At 37.8% G+C, this 22,606-nt stretch carries 17 protein-coding genes, 1 tRNA gene and 1 pseudogene; 7 read left to right on the top strand and 12 right to left on the bottom strand.

The features are described 5' to 3' along the window. Positions 1-242: 242 nt before the first annotated feature. Complete coding sequence (gene recQ, locus Q4597_RS17805; RefSeq protein WP_215912711.1) at positions 243-2,453, top strand: DNA helicase RecQ; 2,211 nt, start codon at positions 243-245, stop codon at positions 2,451-2,453. A 79-nt stretch (positions 2,454-2,532) separates the two neighbouring features. Here recQ and Q4597_RS17800 read toward each other — a convergent pair whose 3' ends face one another. The 7 genes and pseudogenes from Q4597_RS17800 to Q4597_RS17770 all read right to left on the bottom strand — a co-directional run bounded on the left by Q4597_RS17800 (position 2,533) and on the right by Q4597_RS17770 (position 11,180). Continuing rightward, on the bottom strand, positions 2,533-3,585 hold the full coding sequence (locus tag Q4597_RS17800) for an LD-carboxypeptidase (protein ID WP_303407433.1): 1,053 nt from the start codon (positions 3,583-3,585) through the stop codon (positions 2,533-2,535). Between the two features lie 89 nt (positions 3,586-3,674). Next, positions 3,675-5,006 (bottom strand): carboxypeptidase-like regulatory domain-containing protein, encoded by a 1,332-nt coding sequence (locus tag Q4597_RS17795; RefSeq protein ID WP_303407432.1) that lies wholly within the window; start codon positions 5,004-5,006, stop codon positions 3,675-3,677. 192 nt (positions 5,007-5,198) lie between these two features. After that, positions 5,199-5,930 (bottom strand): 23S rRNA pseudouridine(2604) synthase RluF, encoded by a 732-nt coding sequence (gene rluF / locus Q4597_RS17790; RefSeq protein ID WP_303407431.1) that lies wholly within the window; start codon positions 5,928-5,930, stop codon positions 5,199-5,201. An 89-nt stretch (positions 5,931-6,019) separates the two neighbouring features. After that, complete coding sequence (locus Q4597_RS17785) at positions 6,020-7,243, bottom strand: DUF3999 family protein (protein WP_303407430.1); 1,224 nt, start codon at positions 7,241-7,243, stop codon at positions 6,020-6,022. Continuing rightward, positions 7,227-9,502, bottom strand: a pseudogene (locus Q4597_RS17780) (DUF2339 domain-containing protein). The gene Q4597_RS17785 and the pseudogene Q4597_RS17780 overlap by 17 nt, the downstream one beginning before the upstream one ends. A 246-nt stretch (positions 9,503-9,748) precedes the next feature. Further along, positions 9,749-10,891, bottom strand: coding sequence for a serine hydrolase (locus tag Q4597_RS17775; protein ID WP_303407429.1), 1,143 nt, complete (start codon positions 10,889-10,891; stop codon positions 9,749-9,751). A 37-nt stretch (positions 10,892-10,928) separates the two neighbouring features. After that, positions 10,929-11,180: a hypothetical protein gene (locus Q4597_RS17770; protein ID WP_215441814.1), complete on the bottom strand. Its 252-nt coding sequence runs from the start codon at positions 11,178-11,180 to the stop codon at positions 10,929-10,931. A gap of 265 nt (positions 11,181-11,445) precedes the next feature. On the opposite strand from Q4597_RS17770, the gene Q4597_RS17765 reads away from it, so the two are divergent. From Q4597_RS17765 to Q4597_RS17740, 6 genes are all read left to right on the top strand, one after another. Continuing rightward, on the top strand, positions 11,446-12,336 hold the full coding sequence (locus Q4597_RS17765; RefSeq protein ID WP_303407428.1) for a peptidyl-prolyl cis-trans isomerase: 891 nt from the start codon (positions 11,446-11,448) through the stop codon (positions 12,334-12,336). Beyond that, complete coding sequence (locus tag Q4597_RS17760) at positions 12,287-13,777, top strand: peptidylprolyl isomerase (RefSeq protein ID WP_408065845.1); 1,491 nt, start codon at positions 12,287-12,289, stop codon at positions 13,775-13,777. The genes Q4597_RS17765 and Q4597_RS17760 overlap by 50 nt, the downstream gene beginning before the upstream one ends. Before the next feature lie 4 nt (positions 13,778-13,781). Continuing rightward, positions 13,782-14,735, top strand: a complete 954-nt coding sequence (locus tag Q4597_RS17755; RefSeq protein WP_303407427.1) for a MoxR family ATPase — start codon at positions 13,782-13,784, stop codon at positions 14,733-14,735. 184 nt (positions 14,736-14,919) lie between these two features. Beyond that, the gene (locus tag Q4597_RS17750) at positions 14,920-17,193 is read left to right on the top strand and encodes an aconitate hydratase (protein WP_303407426.1); all 2,274 of its coding nucleotides are present in this window, start codon (positions 14,920-14,922) and stop codon (positions 17,191-17,193) included. A 77-nt stretch (positions 17,194-17,270) separates the two neighbouring features. Then, a complete protein-coding gene (locus Q4597_RS17745) occupies positions 17,271-17,828 on the top strand; it encodes a TlpA disulfide reductase family protein (protein WP_303407425.1) in 558 nt (185 codons plus the stop codon). An 89-nt stretch (positions 17,829-17,917) separates the two neighbouring features. Further along, positions 17,918-18,382, top strand: coding sequence for a TlpA disulfide reductase family protein (locus Q4597_RS17740; protein WP_303407424.1), 465 nt, complete (start codon positions 17,918-17,920; stop codon positions 18,380-18,382). A gap of 4 nt (positions 18,383-18,386) precedes the next feature. Here Q4597_RS17740 and Q4597_RS17735 read toward each other — a convergent pair whose 3' ends face one another. The 5 genes from Q4597_RS17735 to Q4597_RS17715 all read right to left on the bottom strand — a co-directional run bounded on the left by Q4597_RS17735 (position 18,387) and on the right by Q4597_RS17715 (position 22,303). Continuing rightward, on the bottom strand, positions 18,387-18,842 hold the full coding sequence (locus tag Q4597_RS17735) for a sterol desaturase family protein (RefSeq protein WP_303407423.1): 456 nt from the start codon (positions 18,840-18,842) through the stop codon (positions 18,387-18,389). Continuing rightward, on the bottom strand, positions 18,843-19,682 hold the full coding sequence (locus Q4597_RS17730) for a phytoene/squalene synthase family protein (RefSeq protein WP_215441822.1): 840 nt from the start codon (positions 19,680-19,682) through the stop codon (positions 18,843-18,845). An 11-nt stretch (positions 19,683-19,693) separates the two neighbouring features. Then, positions 19,694-21,151, bottom strand: a complete 1,458-nt coding sequence (locus Q4597_RS17725; RefSeq protein ID WP_303407422.1) for an NAD(P)/FAD-dependent oxidoreductase — start codon at positions 21,149-21,151, stop codon at positions 19,694-19,696. A gap of 18 nt (positions 21,152-21,169) precedes the next feature. Then, positions 21,170-22,066 (bottom strand): MerR family transcriptional regulator, encoded by an 897-nt coding sequence (locus Q4597_RS17720; RefSeq protein WP_303407421.1) that lies wholly within the window; start codon positions 22,064-22,066, stop codon positions 21,170-21,172. 153 nt (positions 22,067-22,219) lie between these two features. Beyond that, positions 22,220-22,303: transfer RNA gene (locus Q4597_RS17715), tRNA-Leu, on the bottom strand. Positions 22,304-22,606 lie beyond the last annotated feature (303 nt).

Raw genomic sequence — 22,606 nt, 5'->3', positions numbered from 1 at the left:
TAAGATTCTATTGTTTTTATGTGCTTATAATCGACAAATACGCTCGTTTTGAATAAAACTATCCTAAAACCGGAATAGTTTCTAAAACTTTGTTTTATATTTAAGATTACAAAATTACATAATCTTGACGTATAGCTAATTTAATACCCTTAAATATATTTTGACTAAATTAGAGTCCCCCGCAACGAAAAGTATGATATTTCAGCAATTAAGATACAATTACCTAAAGTTTTTTACGAGATATGGCAAAAGATAATAATGTTTTGAAAAAAACTGAATTGCATGCCTCGTTAAAAAAATATTTCGGTTTTTCTGAGTTTAAAGGTCTACAGGAAGGTGTTGTAACCAGTCTTTTGGAAGGAAACAACACGTTTGCGATTATGCCTACAGGTGGCGGTAAGTCACTATGTTTTCAGCTTCCGGCTTTAATGAAGGAAGGAACGGCTATTGTGGTTTCTCCTTTAATCGCTTTAATGAAAAATCAGGTAGACGCTATTAGAGGTATTTCTTCGGAACACGGTATAGCCCATGTACTCAATTCCTCTTTGACAAAAACGGAGGTACGGCAGGTAAAACAGGATATTACGAACGGTGTAACAAAACTACTTTATGTTGCTCCGGAATCTTTAACAAAAGAGGAATATATAGAATTTCTTCAATCTGTAAACTTGTCCTTTGTTGCGGTAGATGAGGCACATTGTATTTCTGAATGGGGCCATGATTTTAGACCGGAATACAGAAATTTAAGGACTATAGTCAATAGATTGGATGACGGTATTCCAATAATAGCGCTTACGGCAACAGCTACTCCAAAAGTTCAAGAAGATATTATTAAGAATCTTGGTATAACGGACGCCACTACGTTTAAAGCTTCGTTCAATAGACCCAATCTTTTCTACGAGGTACGGCCAAAAACCGCCAATGTAGATTCGGATATTATCCGTTTTGTAAAGAAAAATACAGGGAAATCAGGTATTATCTATTGTTTGAGCAGAAAGCGCGTAGAGGAGTTAGCGCAGGTGCTTCAGGTAAACGGAGTTAGTGCCGTTCCTTATCATGCCGGTTTTGACGCAAAGACTCGATCAAAATATCAAGATATGTTCTTGATGGAGGATGTAGATGTTGTAGTTGCTACCATTGCTTTTGGAATGGGTATAGATAAACCAGATGTACGTTTTGTAATTCACCATGACATACCTAAAAGTATTGAAAGTTACTATCAGGAAACGGGTAGGGCAGGTAGAGATGACGGTGAGGGGCATTGTCTGGCTTTTTACTCGTACAAGGATATAGAGAAACTTGAAAAATTCATGTCCAATAAGCCTGTTGCAGAACAGGAAATTGGTAATGCTCTTTTGCAAGAAGTTGTGGCATATGCAGAAACCTCTATGTCTCGCAGAAAATTCATGCTCCATTATTTTGGGGAAGAATTTGATGAAATTAATGGGGATGGGGCCGATATGGATGATAATACCAGAAACCCAAAAGAAAAACAAGAGGCGAAAGAAGATGTTGTTAAACTTATTAAGGTGGTAAAGGCTACCCATGAAAAGTTTAAATCCAAAGAAATCGTACGAACCCTTTTAGGAAAGGTGAACGCGTTGATAACATCGCACAAGACCGATGAAAAGGAAGAATTTGGTATTGGTTCCGATAAAGATAAAGAGTACTGGATGGCACTTATACGCCAGACCTTAGTTGCTGGTCTCCTTAAAAAGGAAATTGAACAATACGGAATTTTACATGTAACGGAGAAGGGAAAAGCGTATTTAAAGTCTCCTGAGTCCTTTATGATGACCGTAGACCATACGTATACGCAAGAAGGGAACGACGCTATTGTGAGTGCGGCAAAAGCAGGTGTTTCAGATGAAAAACTGCTAAAACAGTTAAAGGATTTGCGTAAAAGTCAGGCAGATAAGCTTGGTGTTCCTCCATTTGTGGTGTTTCAGGATCCATCCTTAGAGGATATGGCCATGAAATATCCTATTTCCCTAGAAGAACTTACCACCATTTACGGTGTGGGAGAGGGGAAAGCTAAAAAGTACGGAAAACCGTTTGTTTCGTTCATTGCTAGTTATGTTGAGGAAAACGAAATCATACGACCAGACGATTTGGTGGTAAAAAGTACTGGAGCAAATTCTGCTCTTAAGTTGTACATTATCCAGAATGTAGACCGAAAACTTCCCTTAAGTGATATTGCGTCGGCAAAGGGAATTGAGATTCCACAACTTATTAAAGAGATGGAACAGATTGTCTTTAGCGGAACAAAATTGAATCTTGATTATTGGATCGATGAGGTGTTGGACGAAGACCAGCAAGAAGAAATTCACGATTACTTCTTGGAGGCCGAAACCGATGACTTGGAAGAAGCTATGAAAGAATTTGATGGTGACTACGAAGACGAAGAGCTACGCTTATACCGGTTAAAATTTATTAGTGAAGTAGCTAATTAACTATATACATAAGCTTTATAATAATAAGGCAGACTAGAAAACTACATAGTATTTCTTCTCTGCCTTATTTTTTGTGGAATTACAAAACGGCCTTTTCCAAAAGTTGAAATTTCATTGTTGTAGCATTCATAGCAGCTTTGGTTCCAATTGGAAATGTAAAGTTGTTTTCTACGTGACCAAAACTCATGCCGTACATTGCCGGAATCCCTAGTGGTTTGATTCGGTCCATGATGACTTCTTTTAAGGAAAATGAAATTGGATTGGTAGACTCGTTGCAACCGGCGCAAACGCCAAATAGAATACCTGCCGCTTTATTGAACGTCTTGCCTTCTATCAACTGAGTGAGCATTCGGTCTATTCGGTAAGGAGCTTCTTCTACATCCTCAATACAGATTATGGAATCTGTAAAGTTTATTTCATCTGCAGTGCCAATTAAGGCATTAATAAGGGTTAAGCTTCCGCCAACAACTTTTCCTGTGGCACTGCCTTCCGTAATAGTATAACGCTCAAACTCCGGATTGGTGGTCAATTCAGGTTTTAGAAGTTTTATATTCTCTATTTCTAATTTTTCTTTGGGAAACATGACAATGTTTTCTAGTTGACGAATGCTGTACGGGTCGTTTAACGTGGAGCCCACGGGCCCATGAAATGTAACCAGTCCCGTTTTTTGGTGAATACCGTTAAGCAATGCGGTAATATCACTAAAACCAATAAAAGTTTTGGGGTTCCTAACGATATTTTCATAATCTATCATTTTCATGATACGGGTACAGCCATAACCACCTCTTGCACACAAGATGCCATTAATTTTAGGGTTGGAGAACATTTCGTTTAGGTCCGTTGCTCGCTCCTCATCTGTATTGCTCAAATAGCCGTAATTGCCCAAAACACGGTTGGTATGGTAGGGTTTGAAACCCATAGATCTTAAAGTTTTTTTTGCTTCCTCCAGTACCGAAGCATGAATGGCGTAACCAGGAGCTATTAAACCGATGGTATCTCCTTTTTTTAGTCTTTTAGGTTTTATTAAAACGGGTTCTTGAGAAGAAATGGGGTTAGCTCTGCCTAAATTTGGTAGTAATGCCGCCGCTGAGGCACTTACTGCTGTACCTATAAATTGTCTTCTATTGGCCATATGCTTGGGTTTGATGGTATGAATTTAAACAGAATCATAAAAAAAATCGGCCATTTGGCCGATTTTATAAATAAAGTTTTGCTTAGCTCTTAAGGTGTTGAGGTGCCGCCATCTGCATTGGCTCTTCGTAACTGCCGTTGTATTTTTTTTATGGCGGACTCAATAGATTTTTCAGGTTCTATAATATTGTATTGGCCCCAAAAATCAGGATCCGCAAAACCAATGGCCTCATCGCTTAAAATAATGGATGTTTTAATTCTATCCTTGGCTTTGGGAAATTCGGTAACCAAATTTTTCTTCCAGTCGGTAACGGCCATTTCACACGTCATACTGTAAACCGAATTAAAGAGGCGTTTGTCCCAATTGATTTTAAATTCTAACAGAACATTGCTGTAGCTATAGTACCATTTTCCATTTTTTTCACGATAATCTACCCGATAGGCAACATCTGTGGGCCATACCTGTGCGTTTCTCGGCTTTCTGCGAACGAATAACTTTGCCGCCAAATCTTTATCCGTAATATTAAGACTGTATATGGCACTGGTAAGAATCTTGTTCTCTGCATCAATATAAAGTTTGCCTTTGTACAGAGGGTCTATGACCTGTGTACTCTGTTCAAAATTGATGACATACACTAGTTTGTCATTTACCCGCGTAGAATGGTCAAATTTAAAAACATAATGGTCAAGTGTCTCCTGAGAGAAAATATATTCAGGATATTTCATGATATCAACAAAAAGCGCATTAAATGGGCCGCCTTGTAGCTTAAGGGCCACAGTGTCCAATTTGTCGTAGTCCGTACTTTTTCTAGCCTTGTATAGCTTTACACCATCTTTTTTAAAGGAGTTGTAGGGTGTTTTGTAAATATTTACCACAGCCTCAGAAAGCGATACATTTTTTCTGCGTTTTTTTATAGTTTCTCTATAGAAAGCGGTCATTAGCGTAGGGTCATCAAAATAATTTTCACCTTTCTTTTTAAGCACTTCGCGTACCAGCTCTTCTGCATCTTTGGGAACCGCAATATTAACTTCGGGTAGTTCCGTAACAGAGCTAGTCATTATAATTTTATTTTTCTCTTTGTTGAGCTGGGATAGAGGTATGGTCTTGGTGCTGTACCCTAAGAAAGAAACTATCACATTTGCATTGGAAACATCCTTGGGAATTTTTAAGGAGAATTCTCCTTCTGTATTGGTTATAGTGCTAATATTGGATTCCTCTATGGCCAGCGAAGCAAACACCAACGGTTTTTTTGTTTTGGAATCAATGACCTCCCCTTTGTAAAGGTTATATTCTATTTCTTGCTCCGTGTTGTCCTGAAAGAAAGCCGAAGCCTTATGGGGACCGATTACCATGCTCAGGAGCATAGTTAACAGTACGGCAACTGCAAGTTTTTGAGTGTTCTTTTTCTGTTTTGGTATCATGACGTTATGTTTTGAGGGCATATTCTTTTTTCATTCTCTCTAAGTTAATGATTTTTAGTTAAATACATGTTCTAAAATCAACTTAAATTATAGTAGTGGTTTAGTCTCCGGTGAGTAACTTAAATTACAGGTTTCTACTCTATAACATAAAAATGTCAATGGAACGGACCGCTTGAAAAGAGAAGAACTGATCTAGAAGTGCGTTTTTGACGAAGAGGATACGAGTCTGTTTATTTCTTCCAATTCCGTATCTGTAAGGTCTCTCCATTTGCCGACCGGAACATCTAATTTTACGTTCATGATACGTATTCGTTTCAGCCTCTGGACGTTGTAGTCCAAATACTCGCACATACGTCTAATTTGTCTGTTCAGACCTTGGGTAAGTATAATCTTGAATTCATATTTGCCAATCTGCTCTACCTTGCATTTTCGTGTTACGGTATCTAAGATAGGCACGCCATTTTGCATTCGCTCTATAAAATCAGAAGTAATGGCCCGGTCTACGGTTACGAGATATTCTTTTTCATGGTGGTTTCTGGCACGAAGAATTTTGTTTACAATGTCTCCATCGTTGGTCATAAAGATAAGACCTTCACTAGGTTTATCCAATCTGCCAATAGGAAAAATACGTTTAGGATACTTAATGTAGTCAATTATGTTATCCTTTTCAACTCTAGTATCTGTAGTGCAGACAATACCAATAGGTTTGTTAAAGGCTATATAAACGGGTTTCTCCTGGGGTTCCGAAATTAATTTACCATCTACTCTTACCTCGTCTCCTTCGGTAATTTTTGTGCCCATTTCCGGTACTTTTCCGTTAATGGTGACCCTGCCTTGGTCTATGAGTTTATCCGCTGCACGACGCGAGCAATAGCCAACTTCACTTAGGTATTTGTTAATTCGGGTCTGTTTGGGTTCTTGCACGCTTTTCTCTTTTAGAAATGCAAATTTACAGGATTCTAAAATGGTATGCTAACAAGTTTTTTTTGATGCGAAGTTTATACGGGTTCTTTTTAACGCTTCGCCATCATCCGTAAGGTAAACCAACCTAAAACCACTATTATGGTTCCCATAATTAACCATAACCATAGTTTGTTTTCAAAAAGAGGACTTTTTGAAGCTTGTTTGGTTTTTTTGATTTTATGGATATCCCCCAATTTTAAAGTAGGTGCATGCGGTGGAATGGAATGTGTTATCTGCTGAATATCATATTTGGGGCTATGCGCATTTTTGTTGCCGTAGACCAAGTAATAATGCGCCTCGGTAGAAAAACGGGCCAATAACGTATGCGCATACCCTTTTGCTATTGCGGATTCTATCTCCAATGCTTCATTATCGTTATTCTGAATGGTGATTCTTAGCTTTTCCGCTAGCGTACTGGCAAATTTAAAACCTGTGGTATCTACAGATGCTAGAGTTCCGTTAAACAAGTTTCTGTAAGTATATTTTATGCCTTTCTCGGTTTGAATACTATCGGATATATATTGAAGCTTCACAGAACGGTAGTAATCTATTTTGTCCGCTACTTTTAGTTTTAGAAAACTAAAGGGCAATCTTTGGTTCAAATCTATATCTATGATGGTCTCCTTACCTTTTTGGTCTATATTCATAAAGGTAATAGGGTAGGTGTTGTATAAAGCATCTACGGAACCGTCCAAACTTATTATGGCCTTTTGTAGTTTGGGGTTTTCATCACTTTTGACCAATAGCCGATAATATTTGTACTTGGACTCGGGAAAAGTTAAAGTACTGTATGTATAACTGGTCTGGTTGTTTTGGATGGATAAAATACGATAATCATCCAAGATTTTAAACCACTCGTTTTGGGTTTGACTTCCTTCTAGAACAATATGCCAGTTAAAATTGGTTTCATTAAATTTTAAATCGATTTTATTGATAGCCTCCGTAGTAGGAACTTCATAGGTAAAGTAATACCCAATTTTGGTAGACGCCGTATTAAGCGGTTTAAAGGCGATTTCTTTTTTGTTGTTTTTTTCGGAAGTAACCTTTAGCATATAGGGAGCTTCTATGGTGTCCGTCTCGGTAACGCCATAAATACGAATATCGGAAAGGTCATCTTTGGTGTTGTGAAATACGTGATTGGGTAAAGCAATTGTTTGCCATTCTTTTGAAATACCGTTTAGTTCTTGTTGGTATTCATACGTAGAAAGCTGCCCGAAAGCCATAGTACAAGACCACAATCCAAAGAAAAAAAGAATTTTATTTTTCAGGTTCATCCGAAATAACATTTTTGTATTTATTGTAGAGAAATGAGATGATTAGTAACAGTACACCTAACGAAACAAAAACAATGGTCTTAGAGATGGTATTAAGTGATGCTATGTCATAGAGAAACAATTTGGCCAATGTAACGCCAAATAGAGAAATGGCGCCATGCGCAGGTACTTTCGCTGCTTATTGATTCCAAGTGCAATAAGGAACAGTGCATATACGCCCCAGAGAATACTTAATGCTAATTTGTAGGATTGGTCGGAGCCAGCTAGGTCCATCCAATTTAACAGTTCGCTGCTAAGAATCCAAAGGATTGAAATATGGGTTATTATTTCAATGGGTATTTTTAGATTGATATTCATAAAAGTACGTTTAGAGAGTTTTATGAGGGCAATCCATAAAAGCGCAAAAAATGCAAATGATATATAACGTAGGGCAATGTTCATTACGCCAATTTCGTAATATTCGGAAAGTGCACGGTCTATATAGCTTTCGCGTAGTTCACTTAGTAAGTACAATCCTGCAGTTAGAAAAAACAGACTAGCGGCTACACCCGTAATCAAAGTGCTTAGGCCCAATATTCTATTTTTAATTTTTTTGATGTTCGCAAAGGCAATGATGCTTAGGAATAAAAAAGTGTAATTAAAAAGCCAAATACTACTAAAGTCGTTTAAGTCATAATTGTACTCACTATAACTATACGTATCATCTGGTTTTAGTTCTACTTCCGATGCTGCAAACATGGAGTTCCAATACTGTTCTATTTCTAGAAAAAGGGACATATAAGAAACGAACAGTAAAATAATTGGTATAACAAATGACATGACCAATGGTAGCTTGGAAGCAGGTTTTTCATTTGGTGTAAATCTGTGTTTTTGATTTATCCAATTAATGAAACCAAAAGCAACAAGAAATAGCATTGAGGTTAAAAAGTAGCTATTGAAAATAGGGGTTATATCCGTTTTTGAAAAGTAATTGCTATAGCCAGCGCCCCAATCTTCGGTAAGACTAAGAAGAGCCAAAAACATAAGCGGGTAGGAGAGGTGCTCATAAAACGAAACCTTCTCGGTCCGGCCAATATAGAATAACAATGCGGCCTGTAATGTCCATAACAAAGTAACCCAATTACCGTCTAATTGGACGGGTATGGCAATTGTAATGAATACAAGAACAAGCCCCGCAACTAGATGAAAGAGGTTACGGTCTGCCAGTTTTTTCTTGAAGAGTATGGCACTTACTATAAAATGTACAATAGCATTCGTTAATGTAAAAACTCCAAGGAGGTCCTTGCCAGTTTCGTGGTTGGATAAAAGACTATATCCCAGACCATAGAAAATAAATGAATTTAAGAGCAGCAATACAATATCGCTCTTTAGGAACTTTTCTTTTTTAATTACTTTATACGCTAAAAACGTAGCATAAAATATAACGAAAAAAACGGTTAAATATATGAATGCCATTGAAAAATGATCTTCTGTTGTGTAGGAGAAAATCATCCATGAGCTATAAATAAGATAGGTAAAGGAAAAGGCGGAATAGAAAAGAAGCTTCCAATATTTTTTTAAGGAAATGACCAGGATTCCTATGTTAATGCAGGCCATATAGGCGAATAACGTAGCGGCGCTTCCGGAATCGTTACTTAGTAAAAATGGTACGGCATAAGCGCCAACGAGTCCAATATGGGCAATGACTTGTTTGTTATAATTTAGGGCCGCTACAACCCCAAAAATGGTAAAAATAAGCATTAAAGCAAACGCCATTAATTGCGGAAACAAGCCATAAAAACTGTAAGCGGCAAAGGTTATGAAATAAAGAATGGCCAAGGCGCCGCTTACTAGCACGGCACTATAATTTTCATATTTGGCCTTTAACTTTATTCCAAAGCCTATAAGACCTAACCCTGCTAAATATCCTAGTATGATTCGGGTAAGCGGGCTTATTAATTCGTTTTCTATGGAATAATTGGCGCCAATGGCTACACCAATTACGGTTATAGCAATACCAATTTTATTGATGAGGTTTTCTCCAATAAACTTCTCAAGATTGGATTTGCCTTTTGGCTTTTTTATTTTGTTTGGAACCTCTGGACTGGCAATAGGAGGTTCAATAACGGGTTCAGCCGTTTCCTGAATTATTTGTTGTTCAGTATTTGTAGGTTCTGGAACCGCACTAACTTCCTGAACGGGTTCGGGAATTACTTGTTCTGTGGCCAGTTGGTCAGGACGCAGTTTTTTTAGGCCTTCAATTTCTTGGTAAAGTGCCATCAGTTCCTTGGCAAAACCCTCTTGTTTACTTAGGAGTAGTTCAAGTTTTTGGTTTAACTGGTCAATTCGGTCTTGGTGATTGGACATGTTGTGGTTCCTTTTTGTTGTCCCAATAGAAAATATAAAGCCACAGGACTAACCTATATAACGGAAGATGAAATGATTTATTGATAGGAAGCTAAGATATAAGAGGATATGAGTCCTAATTTAGAACCGGGAAACGACTACTTGGGTATCGGGTAGCGTTTACTGCTTTCTGTTCAGTTCAAAACTATAAAGTTGCCTACCTAGCTCGGCTAGAAACGGAATACCAATAGCATCATATTCATAAGTATTGTCGTTAAAGACCCCATTTGAATTGACCAATACGGTGGCGGTAATCATAAATTCCACATTGTTAATAGTATCCTTGATGTAAGCGCAGTCGGTTAAAGTGCCATAAGCAAAACCCACCTTGTTGTAGATTTCAATGTGGTCCGGAATGTTTTCTTTGGTATCTCCATATATGAAAAATTTACAATACCCATCATAGAAGTCCGTGGCGTTGTAACCCGCATTTCTTGGCACGGTGCGCATAGCGGTCATTAAGAAGTGGTGTTGTTTGTCGCTCAAATTAAAACGTTCGTTCTTGTCAAATTTTTCGGGAAAAATGATTCGCTTTAAAAGAGAACTTTGAGCTTCAATGGGGTAATAATTCTTTAAGCTGAAATCAAATGGTTCAACCATAAGGGAATCGTCTTGGTAAAAACCTGTCCCCTTTTTTATATGAGTAAGTTCTAGAGCTTTGGGAAAGGTGTTAATGGTGGAGGGCAGCATATATGTAGTGCTGTCGTTCTCATAAACAATTAATGGTTTTGTGGCGGTATTTTCTTCTCCGTTGCCCAGTCTTTGCCATGTGCGAACAGGAGAAACACCTTTTCTTTTAAGAATTGCATTGATAGAATCCTGCCCTAAAAATTCAATCAACCTGTTATTTGCATCGTTATCGCTTACTGCGAATATTTGTGAGATAGCTTCTGAAAAAGTCGTTTCCACAGAATCGCCTTCAACGTAAAAACGCGTATCAAGGTCAAGGGAATCCATCTGGTTCAATTGCTCAAGGGCTACTACTGCCGTTGGGAATTTTACAGTGCTGGCAGGGTAGAAGTAGTTGTTTGAATCTACTTGAAAATCAAAATCATCAAAGTAAATTTGGTCCCCTTTTCTATTGATTTGAGTATACCGTATCTGAACTTCATGCTCGTTTAGGTAGTCCATTACTCGCCGTATTTTTGGAGAGTCGGAGTTTAGTATTGCCATTAGCGGGTCTCCTACTTTTTCTTCCTTTTTGGGTGCACAGGAAAAAAGGAGTACGAGACTTAGGGTTATAAAGGCAAACTTATTGTACATGAGCTTCAATACATTTTATAATACTTGGTGTTACGACCTAGTTCTGGGCCGGTTCAACATACACTTCTCCTCTATGGGGTTTAAGGGCATCTCTAACGGATATCATTTCGGTCTCATCTACCACCATAAAGGCTATACTGTGCATTTCGTTAAAATCCTGGGAACCGGTAATATTAAGATTGGTTTTTTCTAGGGCAATAAACTCCTTTAGATGGATAACGTGATGTTCTGCAGTTTTTTGTGCGGCTGGACCTCTAAAATCCCATATCAATTTTATTTTTCTACTCATAAAATTTGTATTGTATCTACTGTGGATGATTAACCGGAATCCTCAATTTAGGTTTTTCACTATAATTCGGGACTAACTTTTTAAACTAATTAAAGCTACGAAAGGGTAAAAGTAATATGGTTGCAACTAACAATGGTCTTTCATTCAAGTAAATTTATATAAACAGAGTGAAATGTGTAGGTATAGGATTACAACTGAAATTAAAAAGTCTGTTAAGAGCCTAGTGGTCTATTGCCTACCGTAACGGATTTGCTATTTTTGCCCCATGAGATTAAAAATAACACCATTACGCTATCTGGTTCGTTGCTGGGCCGTTATGGCAACTTTATCCCTTTTTGTGGGCTGCGGTTCTTTTTTGGCGAAAGATGAACCTGGATATTTGGCACGTGTTGGTGAAAACTATTTATATCGCGAAGATGTGGCCAAATTGTTGGCCAAAGGTATTTCTAAGGAAGATAGTGCTTCATTCGTGACCAACTATATTAACAATTGGGCTTCTAAACAGTTGTTGCTGGAAAAGGCAAAAATTAACCTTCCCGAAGAGAAACTAGCGGCATACGATGTTCTGGTTTCGGATTACCGTACGGATTTGTATACCAGGGCGTATAAAGAAGCACTGGTTCAACAAGGTGGAGATACTGTAATAAGCGCTTCTCAATTGAACGGATTCTATGAGCGGGAGAAGGAAAATTTTAAATTGAAGGAAAAAATTGTGAAACTTAGGTTTGTAGAGTTACCTACTCAATTTTTGAATAAGGACGATGTGATAAGTAAACTAAAACGTTTTAAAAAGGACGATATTAGTTATTTGGATTCTATTGGGGTACAGTTCAAGAAATTAAACTTTAACGATTCTATATGGGTAAGTGCCACTAGAATTATTGAGGAAATCCCACCACTTACCTTTGAAAATGCCAATAAACACCTAAAAAAATCACAATTTTTTGAGTTGGAGGATGCAAACGGGGTATATTTGGCAAAGGTTACCGATGTTCTAGATGTTAATGACGTCGCTCCACTATCTTTTATTGAACCTACCATTAAGCAGGTTTTGCTAAGTAGAAGAAAACTCGATTATTTACGAAAACTGGAAACAGAAATTATAGATGAGGCTATTAAAGAAAAAGAATTTGAAGTTTACGAGCAAGGTGAATAAGTATATTGCCATTTTGGGTTGCTTCTTGATCGCGGGAAGTGCTTTTGCTCAAGAAACTGAAGAGGTTACCGAAAGTCAAGAAGAAGTTACGGAACCAGCTATGGATGCTGAGGCTAGTGCGGAAATGGATTCGGTTAAGCCTACAAACTTCAAAAAAATTAAGCTAGATGGTATTTCTGCAGTTGTCGGGGACTATGTTATCTTAGAATCGGATATAGAAAAAACCCTTATCGATTTAAAAAGCCAAGGAGTTTCAACTGCGGATGTTACCCGTTGCGGACTATTAGGTAAATTGATGGAAGACCGTTTATATGCCCACCAGGCCGTGCAGGATAGTCTTTTGGTTTCGGATGATGAAATTGCGGCTACTACCGATCGTCAGATTCAGTCTTTCGTGCAACAGACAGGCTCTATGGAGAAACTGTTGAAGTTCTACAAAAAAGAAGATGAGGCCAGTTTACGTGAGGATATCAATAAAATTAATAAACTGAGAATGCTTTCCGAAAAAATGCAATCCAGTATTGTTGAGAAAATTGAAATTACACCAGAAGAGGTTCGTCAGTTTTTTAATAAAATTCCGGAAGATGAACGTCCTGTTTTTGGTGCGGAAATGGAAATAGCACAAATCGTGAAATCTCCAAAACCTACAGAAAAGGAAGTTCAGGATGTTTTGGATAAGCTTAACGAGATAAAGGCAGATGTAGAGGATAACGATGCAAGCTTTAGCGTAAAGGCTATTTTATATTCACAAGATCCAGGTTCAAAGTCAAAAGGTGGTTTTTATAGTATAACTAAGGATACCGGGTTTGATAAGACATTTAAGGATGTAGCTTTTAGTTTGGCGGAAGGCGAGGTTTCTGAACCTTTTGAGACTCAATTTGGGTATCATATTATCTATATTGAAAAAATTAGAGGTCAAGAATTGGACTTGCGTCATATTTTGGTGCAACCTAAAATATCTCAAACCGCTTTGGATGAGGTAAAGCAGGAGTTAGATACTATTCGTAAGCATATTATGGAGGGTAAGTATACCTTTGCTCAGGCAGCCCTTAATTTTTCGGATGAAAAAGAAACAAAGTTTGATGGTGGCCTTTTAAGAAACCCTACCAATTTTGATTCTAGGTTTGAGTTAACAAAAATGGATCCAACATTGTACAACCAAGTACGGAACCTTAAGGATGATGAAATTTCATATCCTTTATTGGAGGAAGACCCAAGAGGTGGCGGTCCTAAATATAAAATCTTAAAGGTTACCAACCGTTATGATGAGCATGTAGCCGATTTTTCTAAGGATTATATTAAGATCCAACAGTTGGCAAAAACCGAAAAGCAGTACAAAGCCATTAAAAAATGGATGGACAAGCATATAGAGGATACCTATATTAGCGTAAACGAAGACAACAGAGACTGCGATTTTGCCAATAACTGGGTAAAGGAATAAATGCATGTCAGACGTTCAGGCAATCAACAATCTTGTAGAAAAACACCAGGCGCTTAAAAAGGAAATTGCCAAGGCCATTGTAGGCCAAGATGTGGTAATAGACCAAATTCTTTTGAGTATTTATACCGGTGGGCACTCTTTGTTGATCGGGGTTCCTGGTTTGGCAAAAACGTTAATGGTGAATACCATAGCCCAGACATTGGGGTTGGATTTTAAACGTATTCAATTTACTCCTGATTTAATGCCAAGTGATATTCTTGGTAGTGAGGTCTTGGACCAAAACAGAAACTTTAAGTTTATAAAGGGGCCGATCTTCGCAAATATTATTTTGGCGGATGAGATTAACAGAACACCACCAAAGACGCAAGCAGCCCTGTTGGAAGCCATGCAGGAACGTTCCGTAACCATTGCAGGTCAACAACATAAATTGGAGCTTCCTTATTTTGTTCTTGCTACGCAGAATCCTATAGAACAAGAAGGTACATACCCGCTTCCAGAAGCGCAGTTAGATCGTTTCATGTTTGCTATTGAGTTAAAGTACCCTTCCGTTGAAGAAGAAATAGAGGTTGTTAAAAGTACTACTTCGGACCGGTCAGTAAATATCAAGGCATTATTTAACGCACAGGAAATAATTGATGTGCAGCAATTGGTGCGTCGTATACCCGTTCCGGACAATGTGGTGGAGTATGCCGTTAAATTGGTGAATTCAACCCGTCCAAATTTGGATACGGCAAGTGATTATGTTAAACAATATATAGATTGGGGAGCAGGACCAAGAGCTTCGCAGAATCTTGTTTTAGCAGCAAAAGCTCATGCGGCTGTTCACGGTAAGTTTTCGCCGGATGCCGAAGATGTCCAAGCTGTTGCCACCGGTATTTTAAGGCATAGACTTATTAAAAACTACAAAGCAGAGGCCGAGGGTATTTCCGAAGAAACCATTATTGGTAAATTACTCTAGTTAAAAATTAACATATCTGCTGTAAATTTGCAGGTTTTCTGCCTTTAATGCCTTCGTTAGTGTAACCGAAAGGCAATCTACTGATCAATTTCTAAAAAAGGTGTGAATCCTAAGGCAAAAGTTTTATTTACGCTTCTTATTTTCTTAATTTTACGGGATTACAATAACTTAAACAAATTAGATAATGGCATTTGATATTGATATGATCAAAGGGGTGTACGCCAATATGGCCGAACGTGTTGAGAAAGCGCGTGAAATTGTCGGCAAACCGCTTACCCTTTCAGAGAAGATTTTATATTCCCATTTATGGGACGGTAACCCTAGCAAAGCATTTACAAGGGGAAAAGACTATGTGGATTTTGCTCCAGATCGTATCGCTTGTCAAGATGCTACTGCGCAGATGGCCCTTTTGCAATTTATGCAGGCCGGAAAGCCAAAGGTAGCAGTACCAACTACAGTACACTGTGATCACCTTATACAGGCTAAAAACGGTGCTACGGCAGATTTAAAATCCGCAAATACAACCAGTGCAGAGGTATTTGATTTCTTGGAATCTGTTTCCAATAAATATGGAATCGGTTTCTGGAAACCAGGTGCAGGTATTATTCACCAAGTTGTTTTGGAAAACTACGCATTTCCTGGTGGAATGATGATCGGTACGGATTCGCATACGGTTAATGCAGGTGGTCTAGGTATGGTGGCTATTGGTGTTGGAGGTGCAGATGCAGTTGATGTAATGGCAGGTATGGCCTGGGAACTTAAGTTTCCAAAATTGATCGGAGTAAAATTAACAGGTAACATTTCTGGCTGGACAGCTCCAAAGGATGTTATCTTAAAAGTAGCCGAAATACTTACCGTTAAAGGAGGTACCGGTGCTATTGTAGAATACTTTGGAGAAGGGGCCAAGAACCTTTCTTGTACTGGTAAAGGTACTATCTGTAACATGGGTGCTGAAATAGGGGCTACAACTTCTACTTTTGGATATGATGAGTCTATGGAGCGTTATTTACGCGCTACGGATAGAGCAGATGTTGCCGATGCAGCAAATGCGGTTAAGGAACATTTAACTGCCGATGCAGAGGTTTATGCAAATCCAGAGCAATATTTTGATGAGGTTATAGAAATTAACTTATCGGAATTAACACCATTGCTGAACGGACCTTTTACTCCGGATTTATCTACGGGAGTGGGAACCGATATGACTAAAAAAGCAACTGAAAATGATTGGCCACTTCAAGTAGAGTGGGGATTAATCGGTTCATGTACCAACTCTTCCTATGAAGATTTATCAAGAGCTTCTTCAATTGCGCAGCAAGCCTTGGACAAAGGAATAAAAATGAAGTCGGAATTAGGTATTAACCCTGGTTCTGAGCAAGTTCGTTATACTGCTGATAGAGACGGTATCTTACAGGTTTTTGAAAAATTGGATGCTAAAATCTTTACAAATGCTTGTGGGCCATGTATCGGTCAATGGGCAAGATATAACGATCCAAAAAATGCACCTAAAAACAGTATAGTTCATTCGTTTAACCGAAACTTTGCTAAGCGTGCAGATGGTAATCCAAATACGCATGCCTTTGTTGCATCACCTGAAATTACGGCTGCAATAGCTATTTCCGGTCGTTTGGATTTTAACCCTATTACGGATACTTTGATCAATGAAAATGGTGAGGAAGTTAAATTTGACGAGCCAACAGGATGGGAGTTGCCACCAAAAGGATTTGCTGTTGAGGATGCAGGATTCTTAGCGCCAGATGAAGATGGTTCCGGTGTAGAAGTTATTGTTGCTCCGGATTCTGAAAGATTACAGTTATTAGAACCTTTTACACCAATTAAGGACGAAAGCCTTATGGGTGCTAAGCTTTTAATCAAAGCATTCGGAAAGTGTACAACGGATCATATTTCTATGGCAGGACCATGGTTACGTTTTCGTGGACATTTAGATAATATTTCCAATAACTGTTTAATTGGTGCTGTAAATGCATTTGGCCATAAAACAAATATGGTTAAAAACCAGTTAACAGGAGAATACGGTGGTGTTCCCGATACAGCACGAGCTTATAAAGCGGCAGGAGTTAGATCGGTGGTAGTAGGTGACCACAACTACGGTGAAGGTTCTTCTCGTGAGCATGCGGCTATGGAGCCAAGACATTTAGGTGTTGCAGCTGTAATCGTAAAATCTTTTGCGCGTATCCACGAAACAAACCTTAAAAAACAAGGTATGTTAGGATTGACTTTTGCCAACGAGGCAGATTATGATCTAGTACAGGAAGATGATACATTCAACTTTGTAGATATTGCCGAGTTTGCACCGGATAAGCAATTAACTTTAGAGTTGGTACATGCAGATGGTAGCAAAGATGTAATCAAATTGAACCATACGTATAATCAACCTCAAATAGATTGGTACAGAGAAGGTTCTGCATTGAACGTTATCAAAAAGGAAAATGCAGCCTAATTCCTATTGAAATAGTATATTAAAACTCCCGTTAATTAACGGGAGTTTTTTAGTTTTATAACTATCCAACATTTTTTATGAAAAGAAAAACTTTCTTTACACTCATTATCATGGCCTTTGTGCTTTCTTTTTTTGTTACACCTGTGGGATATTGGGGAAAGGTTTGGCTTATGCGTTTGTTTGCTTCTCCCCCCGAAATTGTAGCTGTAGATGAAAGGATAAAAATAGATGGGTACGATTGGAAGCTTAAGGATGCCAACTGGGATTTCTTTAACCTGAATGAATCCAAAGGAAAGGTTTTGTTTATTCATTTCTGGGCTTCCTGGAATACGCCAAGTGCAGCAGAACTAAACGGTATTCAAACATTATATGATGCTTACTCGGATAGAGTTGATTTTTATATCGTTACAAATGAAGAACGTGAGCCGGTAGAAGAGTTCATGGCTAAGAATAAATATACATTTCCTGTAACCTACAGAATTGTGGGAGAGGGGGCTCCTTTTGAGATACCAAAGATACAAGGGACCTATATCATTGATGATAATGGAGAAATTATAGTTAACTCTCAGGAAACTCATGATTGGGATAGTGCTACAGTAACCCAACTATTAGATTCAATTACGGCTAAATCCTGAAGTTATCGTTCAAATATATATTTCTTGGGCTACTCCTTATAATTATTTGTGTCCTATTTACGCCTATAGGGCCTAAACTTAGAGCTTATGTGGGAAGAATTGTTTCATATAGTTCAGTAAAACTGAAAGCCGAAAAGACGATTCCTGAAAGTACATATAGTTGGGAAGTAAAAGACTTGGATGGAAAGGCATACCTTTTCCAAAACACTAAAGGGAAAATCGTTTTCATTAATCTTTGGGCCACATGGTGTAAGCCATGTTTAGAAGAATTGCCCAGTATTCAAGCTTTATATGAAGATTACCAAGATAAGGTAGACTTTTTGCTCGTTAGTAAAGAAGAGTCTAAGAGGGTCAATACATTTGTTTCCAAGAAATCTTATCAACTGCCTTTCTATTTGGCTGAAGGTCAGATACCTCAAATATTTAAATCTGCGACCTTACCAACAACCTATATTATAAATAAGCAGGGTAAAGTGGTTAGAGCGGAAAACGGTGCAGTTAATTGGAATAGCGAAGAAATTAGACAGTTTCTTGATCAACTTTTAATGGAGTAGCAGATTATGACCTGTTCTTGAAATACTTAAAGGGAACGATTAGCATACCAAAACATTCCCCATCTTTTTTACCTAAGTGTTTATGATGCATTTTGTGAGCTCTGCGTACACCCTTGGCATACCAGTGGTTCGCATTTCTAAATAGTTTAAACCGTTGGTGAATAAAAATGTCGTGGACTAGAAAATAAGCTATGCCATAAACCAATATACCAAAGCCTAAGGGCCAACCGTACCAAAAAGATGTCTCTGCACCTAAGTAAAAGAGTACGATGCTTACGATGGCGTAAAAAACGAAAAAAGTATCATTCTTTTCAAACCATGAATCATGGTCTTTTTTATGATGATCGCGGTGTAAATTCCAAAGAAAGCCGTGCATAATATATTTATGGGTAAACCATGCCATAAATTCCATAAAGGAAAATGTGCCAACAAATAGGAGTATCCAAATAATCACTTTCATTTAAACCAAGTTCAATTTATAATTCACGTACGATTTGGCCAATACACCAAACTTCTCGTAGTTGGGAACACGAATACGCACTTTTCTAATCTCCAAAGAGGGTGTACGCTGCAGTTTTTTCAGTAATCTGTAATAATACTTATAGGCTGTGTAGACGCCAAATTTGGCTTCATTAGGTAACTGAAGAATACCTGAGTAGGCCAGTTCAAAATCTGCTTTAATTTCATTTACGATTCTTGTTTTTGATTCTTCGTCCAACATAGCTAAATCCGTATTTGGAAAATAGCTTCGGTTTAAATCTTCAAAATCGCTTTTTAAATCTCTGAGAAAGTTCACCTTTTGAAAAGCGGACCCTAATGCCATAGCTGTCTCCTTGAGATTATTGTATTTCTCCATATCGCCTTTTACAAAGACCTTTAAACACATGAGTCCCACTACATCTGCAGAGCCATAAATATACGCTTTGTACTCCTCATCTGTCCTATAGACATTCTTGTAGAGATCCATTCGCATACTTTTCATAAATGCTGCGACCAGTTCGTAAGGCAGGTCATATTTGTGATAGGTATGCTGAAATGAGTTGAGAATAGGATTAAGGCTTATTTTTTGTTCCAAAGCATCCTTTAGGCTTGCTTCAAACTGATTAAAAAGTTTTTCCTTGTTGTATTGATCAAACGTATCAACAATTTCGTCCGCAAAACGTACAAAGCCATATATGTTATAAATATCCGCTCTAATGGTAGGGGATAACATTTTGGTAGCCAATGTGAACGAGGTGCTGTAGGACTCTGTCACAATCTGACTACACTGGTAAGAAACTTTATCAAATAGGGCTTTCATAGTATTGGCTTTTAGACGTTCTTATTGATTAATTCGGATACAAGTTTGCCCGATATTAAAGCCGGAGGAACGCCAGGACCTGGAACGGTCAACTGGCCGGTAAAATATAGGTTTTTTACTTTTTTACTTTTTAGACTAGGTCTCAGAAAAGCTGTTTGACTGAGAGTATTGGCCATGCCGTAAGCATTTCCCTTATAGGAATTATATTGCTCAACAAAGTCATTTACACAAAAAGACTCTTTAAAGATAATGTTATTTTTTACGCTTTGGTCTGTTCGTTTTTCAAATCTATCTAAAATGATATCAAAATATTGCTCACGTAATTCAGGTGTGTCAGTTAAATTAGGGGCAATTGGTATAAGGAAAAATCCTGTTTCGCAATTCTTAGGAGCCATGCTCAAGTCTGTTACCGATGGGAAATTAGCATAGAACAAAGGGGCTTTGGGCCAACTTGGGTTATCGTAAATTTCCTGTGCATGACGTTCAAAATCGGTATCAAAGAATAGATTGTGGTGGTTTATGTTTTCTAGCTTCTTGTTGAAACCTATGTAGAACAATAATGAAGATGGAGCAAAAGTTTTCTTGTTCCAGTAGGCTTCTGAATATTGCCTGTGTTCGGGGTCTAACAAAGTTTCGGAATGATGATAGTCGGCTCCGCTTAAAATTACATCGGCAGAAATATCTTTTCCGTTAATTGTAGCTCCAACGGCAATATTATTAACCACCTTTATTTTTTCTGCTGCTGCATCGGTACATATTTCTACGCCCAATTCTTCCGCTAGGTCATTCATGGCTTTAACCACCTGGTACATACCACCTTTTGGATGCCACGTTCCTAAACCAAAATCGGCATAGTTCATAAAGTTGTAGAAAGAAGGTGTACGATTGGGTTTAGCCCCTAGAAAAAGCACTGGAAACTCTAATGTAGAAACCAATTTAGGGTTCTTAAATTTTTTACGAACTTCTCCGCTAATCGTTTTAAAAAACTGGTCTACTCTTAAGGCCGTCTCAGGGGTAATGAGCTCTAAAGGTGATAGACCTGGCCGTAACACAACTTTATTTATGGCTATATCATAGTTCTTCTCTGCCTTTGCAATGAAATCCTTTAGGTGATTAGCACTTCCAGGTTCAATACGTTCAAATTCTTTGCAAATATCATCCATGCAATCACCAATGGTGATATTGTCGTCCGTAAAAAATATTTTATAAGCAGGATTTAATTTATCTAGCTGATAAAAATCTGCTGTTTTCTTTCCAAAGTCATTGAAGAACGAGTCAAAAATGTCCGGCATCCAGTACCAACTGGGCCCCATATCAAAAGTGAATCCGTCTCTGACCAGTTGTCTGGCCCTACCACCTACGGTTTTGTTCTTCTCATATATGGTTACATCATGACCTGCTTTTGCCAAGTAGCATGAGGCCGATAGTGAAGAGAAACCTGAACCGATTATGGCAATCTTTTTTTTCATTATTAGAGTAGATTCATTTTAAAGCTGTTCAATAATTTTATCCATTGAATTAAAAATCTCTACGGTATCGGGTAAACTTTTTGAATCTATATGCTGGGTTTGGTGACCTAGTAACCAGAGCTTTTTATTTGAATAGTTTGATGCGAGTTTGTCAAATTGATAAACATAGTCGTCTATTTTGTCCTTGGTAGGTGAAACTGTAAAATATGACACAAATGTTGTGTTGGAAAAGGTCTTCATTATTTCTTCTAGGTTCTCTAAGGGAACGGTTTGACCCAGGTAGACAGATTTGTACCCGTGCAGGGCAAATTCATAGTTAAGATAGAGCAATCCTAATTCATGAATTTCATTTTCCGGTAAATAGGCTACAAAAGTTGTGCTATTGTTGCTAGCGTCCCTTTCTTGAAGTTCTTGGCTGTTGATAAGAATTTTTTGTTTAATAAGGTTAGATACAAAATGCTCGTGAGCAGGACAAATGGTATCTGTTTGCCATAAAAGACCCAATTCGTTCAGGAGTGGTATAAAAACTTCTTTAAACACTTCAGAAAACGATTTTTCAAAAAGAAGAGTTCTATAGGTTTGGTTAAAGAGCTGTTGGTCAAAATTGATCATAGCAAGTTTAAACTCATTAATAACATTACTCTTATCATTTTTAGAGGTTAACTCCGTAACCAACTTTGGAATCTTTCTCTCATCTAATTTGGCAATCTTTGATATTTTATGACCATAATTATAAAGTAGAGTAATGTTTAGGAGTTTTTGCAGACTTTCTAGGCTATACCTTCTAATGTTGGTATCTGTTCGCTCCGGAGAAAGCAAGTTGTATCTTTTTTCCCATATTCTAATGGTATGAGCTTTTATTCCAGAGAGGTTCTCAAGATCCCGTATTGTGAAGGTTTTTTTTAAAGTGTTCATTCTTTTTGTAAAAATGTTAAACGAAATTACGTTTTTTTTCCCAAGATGCTCACTTGAAGTGTGCTCTTTTGCGGAAAAAATTGATTAGATAAGGAGAAGATAAGAAATATAGATAGAAAAAAACCATCAACGAATCTCATTGATGGTTTAATGTGCGCACGAGAAGACTCGAACTTCCACGGCCTAGTGGCCACCAGCCCCTCAAGCTGGCGCGTCTACCAATTCCGCCACGTGCGCATGAGGGTTTTATCAAGTGCTCAGATCAAAGTGTTAAAGATTTACAAACCTTGCGGATGTAACACCATATTTATCTAAGCAGGCTGCAAATATCCACAAAATTTATATTGTTTTCAAACTACTTTGATAAATAGCTTAAGAATCATGGTAACTCTTTGGTAGATAGGTAACTGATTTTATCCTTTTGCATAACAAGATTTAATTTTTAATAGAAAAAGTGATTTCACCTAGTTTTTTTAGGTAATTAGTCATTCATGTGTTTCTTTGGGTAAATGGCTTAACCAATATAATTTTCCATTCGTC

Origin of the sequence: Zobellia sp. 1_MG-2023 (genome assembly GCF_030549125.1) — a bacterium.
Lineage (GTDB): Bacteria > Bacteroidota > Bacteroidia > Flavobacteriales > Flavobacteriaceae > Zobellia > Zobellia russellii.
This window is presented reverse-complemented; position numbering and strand designations above follow the sequence as displayed.

Bases quoted from the DNA above. Each gene is read 5' to 3' on its own strand.
- recQ (WP_215912711.1), top strand. From the start codon at position 243: ATGGCAAAAGATAATAATGTTTTGAAAAAAACTGAATTGCATGCCTCG.
- Q4597_RS17800 (WP_303407433.1), bottom strand. From the start codon at position 3,585: ATGGCCAATAGAAGACAATTTATAGGTACAGCAGTAAGTGCCTCAGCG.
- Q4597_RS17795 (WP_303407432.1), bottom strand. From the start codon at position 5,006: ATGATACCAAAACAGAAAAAGAACACTCAAAAACTTGCAGTTGCCGTA.
- Q4597_RS17785 (WP_303407430.1), bottom strand. From the start codon at position 7,243: ATGAACCTGAAAAATAAAATTCTTTTTTTCTTTGGATTGTGGTCTTGT.
- Q4597_RS17775 (WP_303407429.1), bottom strand. From the start codon at position 10,891: ATGTACAATAAGTTTGCCTTTATAACCCTAAGTCTCGTACTCCTTTTT.
- Q4597_RS17770 (WP_215441814.1), bottom strand. From the start codon at position 11,180: ATGAGTAGAAAAATAAAATTGATATGGGATTTTAGAGGTCCAGCCGCA.
- Q4597_RS17765 (WP_303407428.1), top strand. From the start codon at position 11,446: ATGAGATTAAAAATAACACCATTACGCTATCTGGTTCGTTGCTGGGCC.
- Q4597_RS17760 (WP_408065845.1), top strand. From the start codon at position 12,287: ATGAGGCTATTAAAGAAAAAGAATTTGAAGTTTACGAGCAAGGTGAAT.
- Q4597_RS17755 (WP_303407427.1), top strand. From the start codon at position 13,782: ATGTCAGACGTTCAGGCAATCAACAATCTTGTAGAAAAACACCAGGCG.
- Q4597_RS17750 (WP_303407426.1), top strand. From the start codon at position 14,920: ATGGCATTTGATATTGATATGATCAAAGGGGTGTACGCCAATATGGCC.
- Q4597_RS17745 (WP_303407425.1), top strand. From the start codon at position 17,271: ATGAAAAGAAAAACTTTCTTTACACTCATTATCATGGCCTTTGTGCTT.
- Q4597_RS17735 (WP_303407423.1), bottom strand. From the start codon at position 18,842: ATGAAAGTGATTATTTGGATACTCCTATTTGTTGGCACATTTTCCTTT.
- Q4597_RS17730 (WP_215441822.1), bottom strand. From the start codon at position 19,682: ATGAAAGCCCTATTTGATAAAGTTTCTTACCAGTGTAGTCAGATTGTG.
- Q4597_RS17725 (WP_303407422.1), bottom strand. From the start codon at position 21,151: ATGAAAAAAAAGATTGCCATAATCGGTTCAGGTTTCTCTTCACTATCG.
- Q4597_RS17720 (WP_303407421.1), bottom strand. From the start codon at position 22,066: ATGAACACTTTAAAAAAAACCTTCACAATACGGGATCTTGAGAACCTC.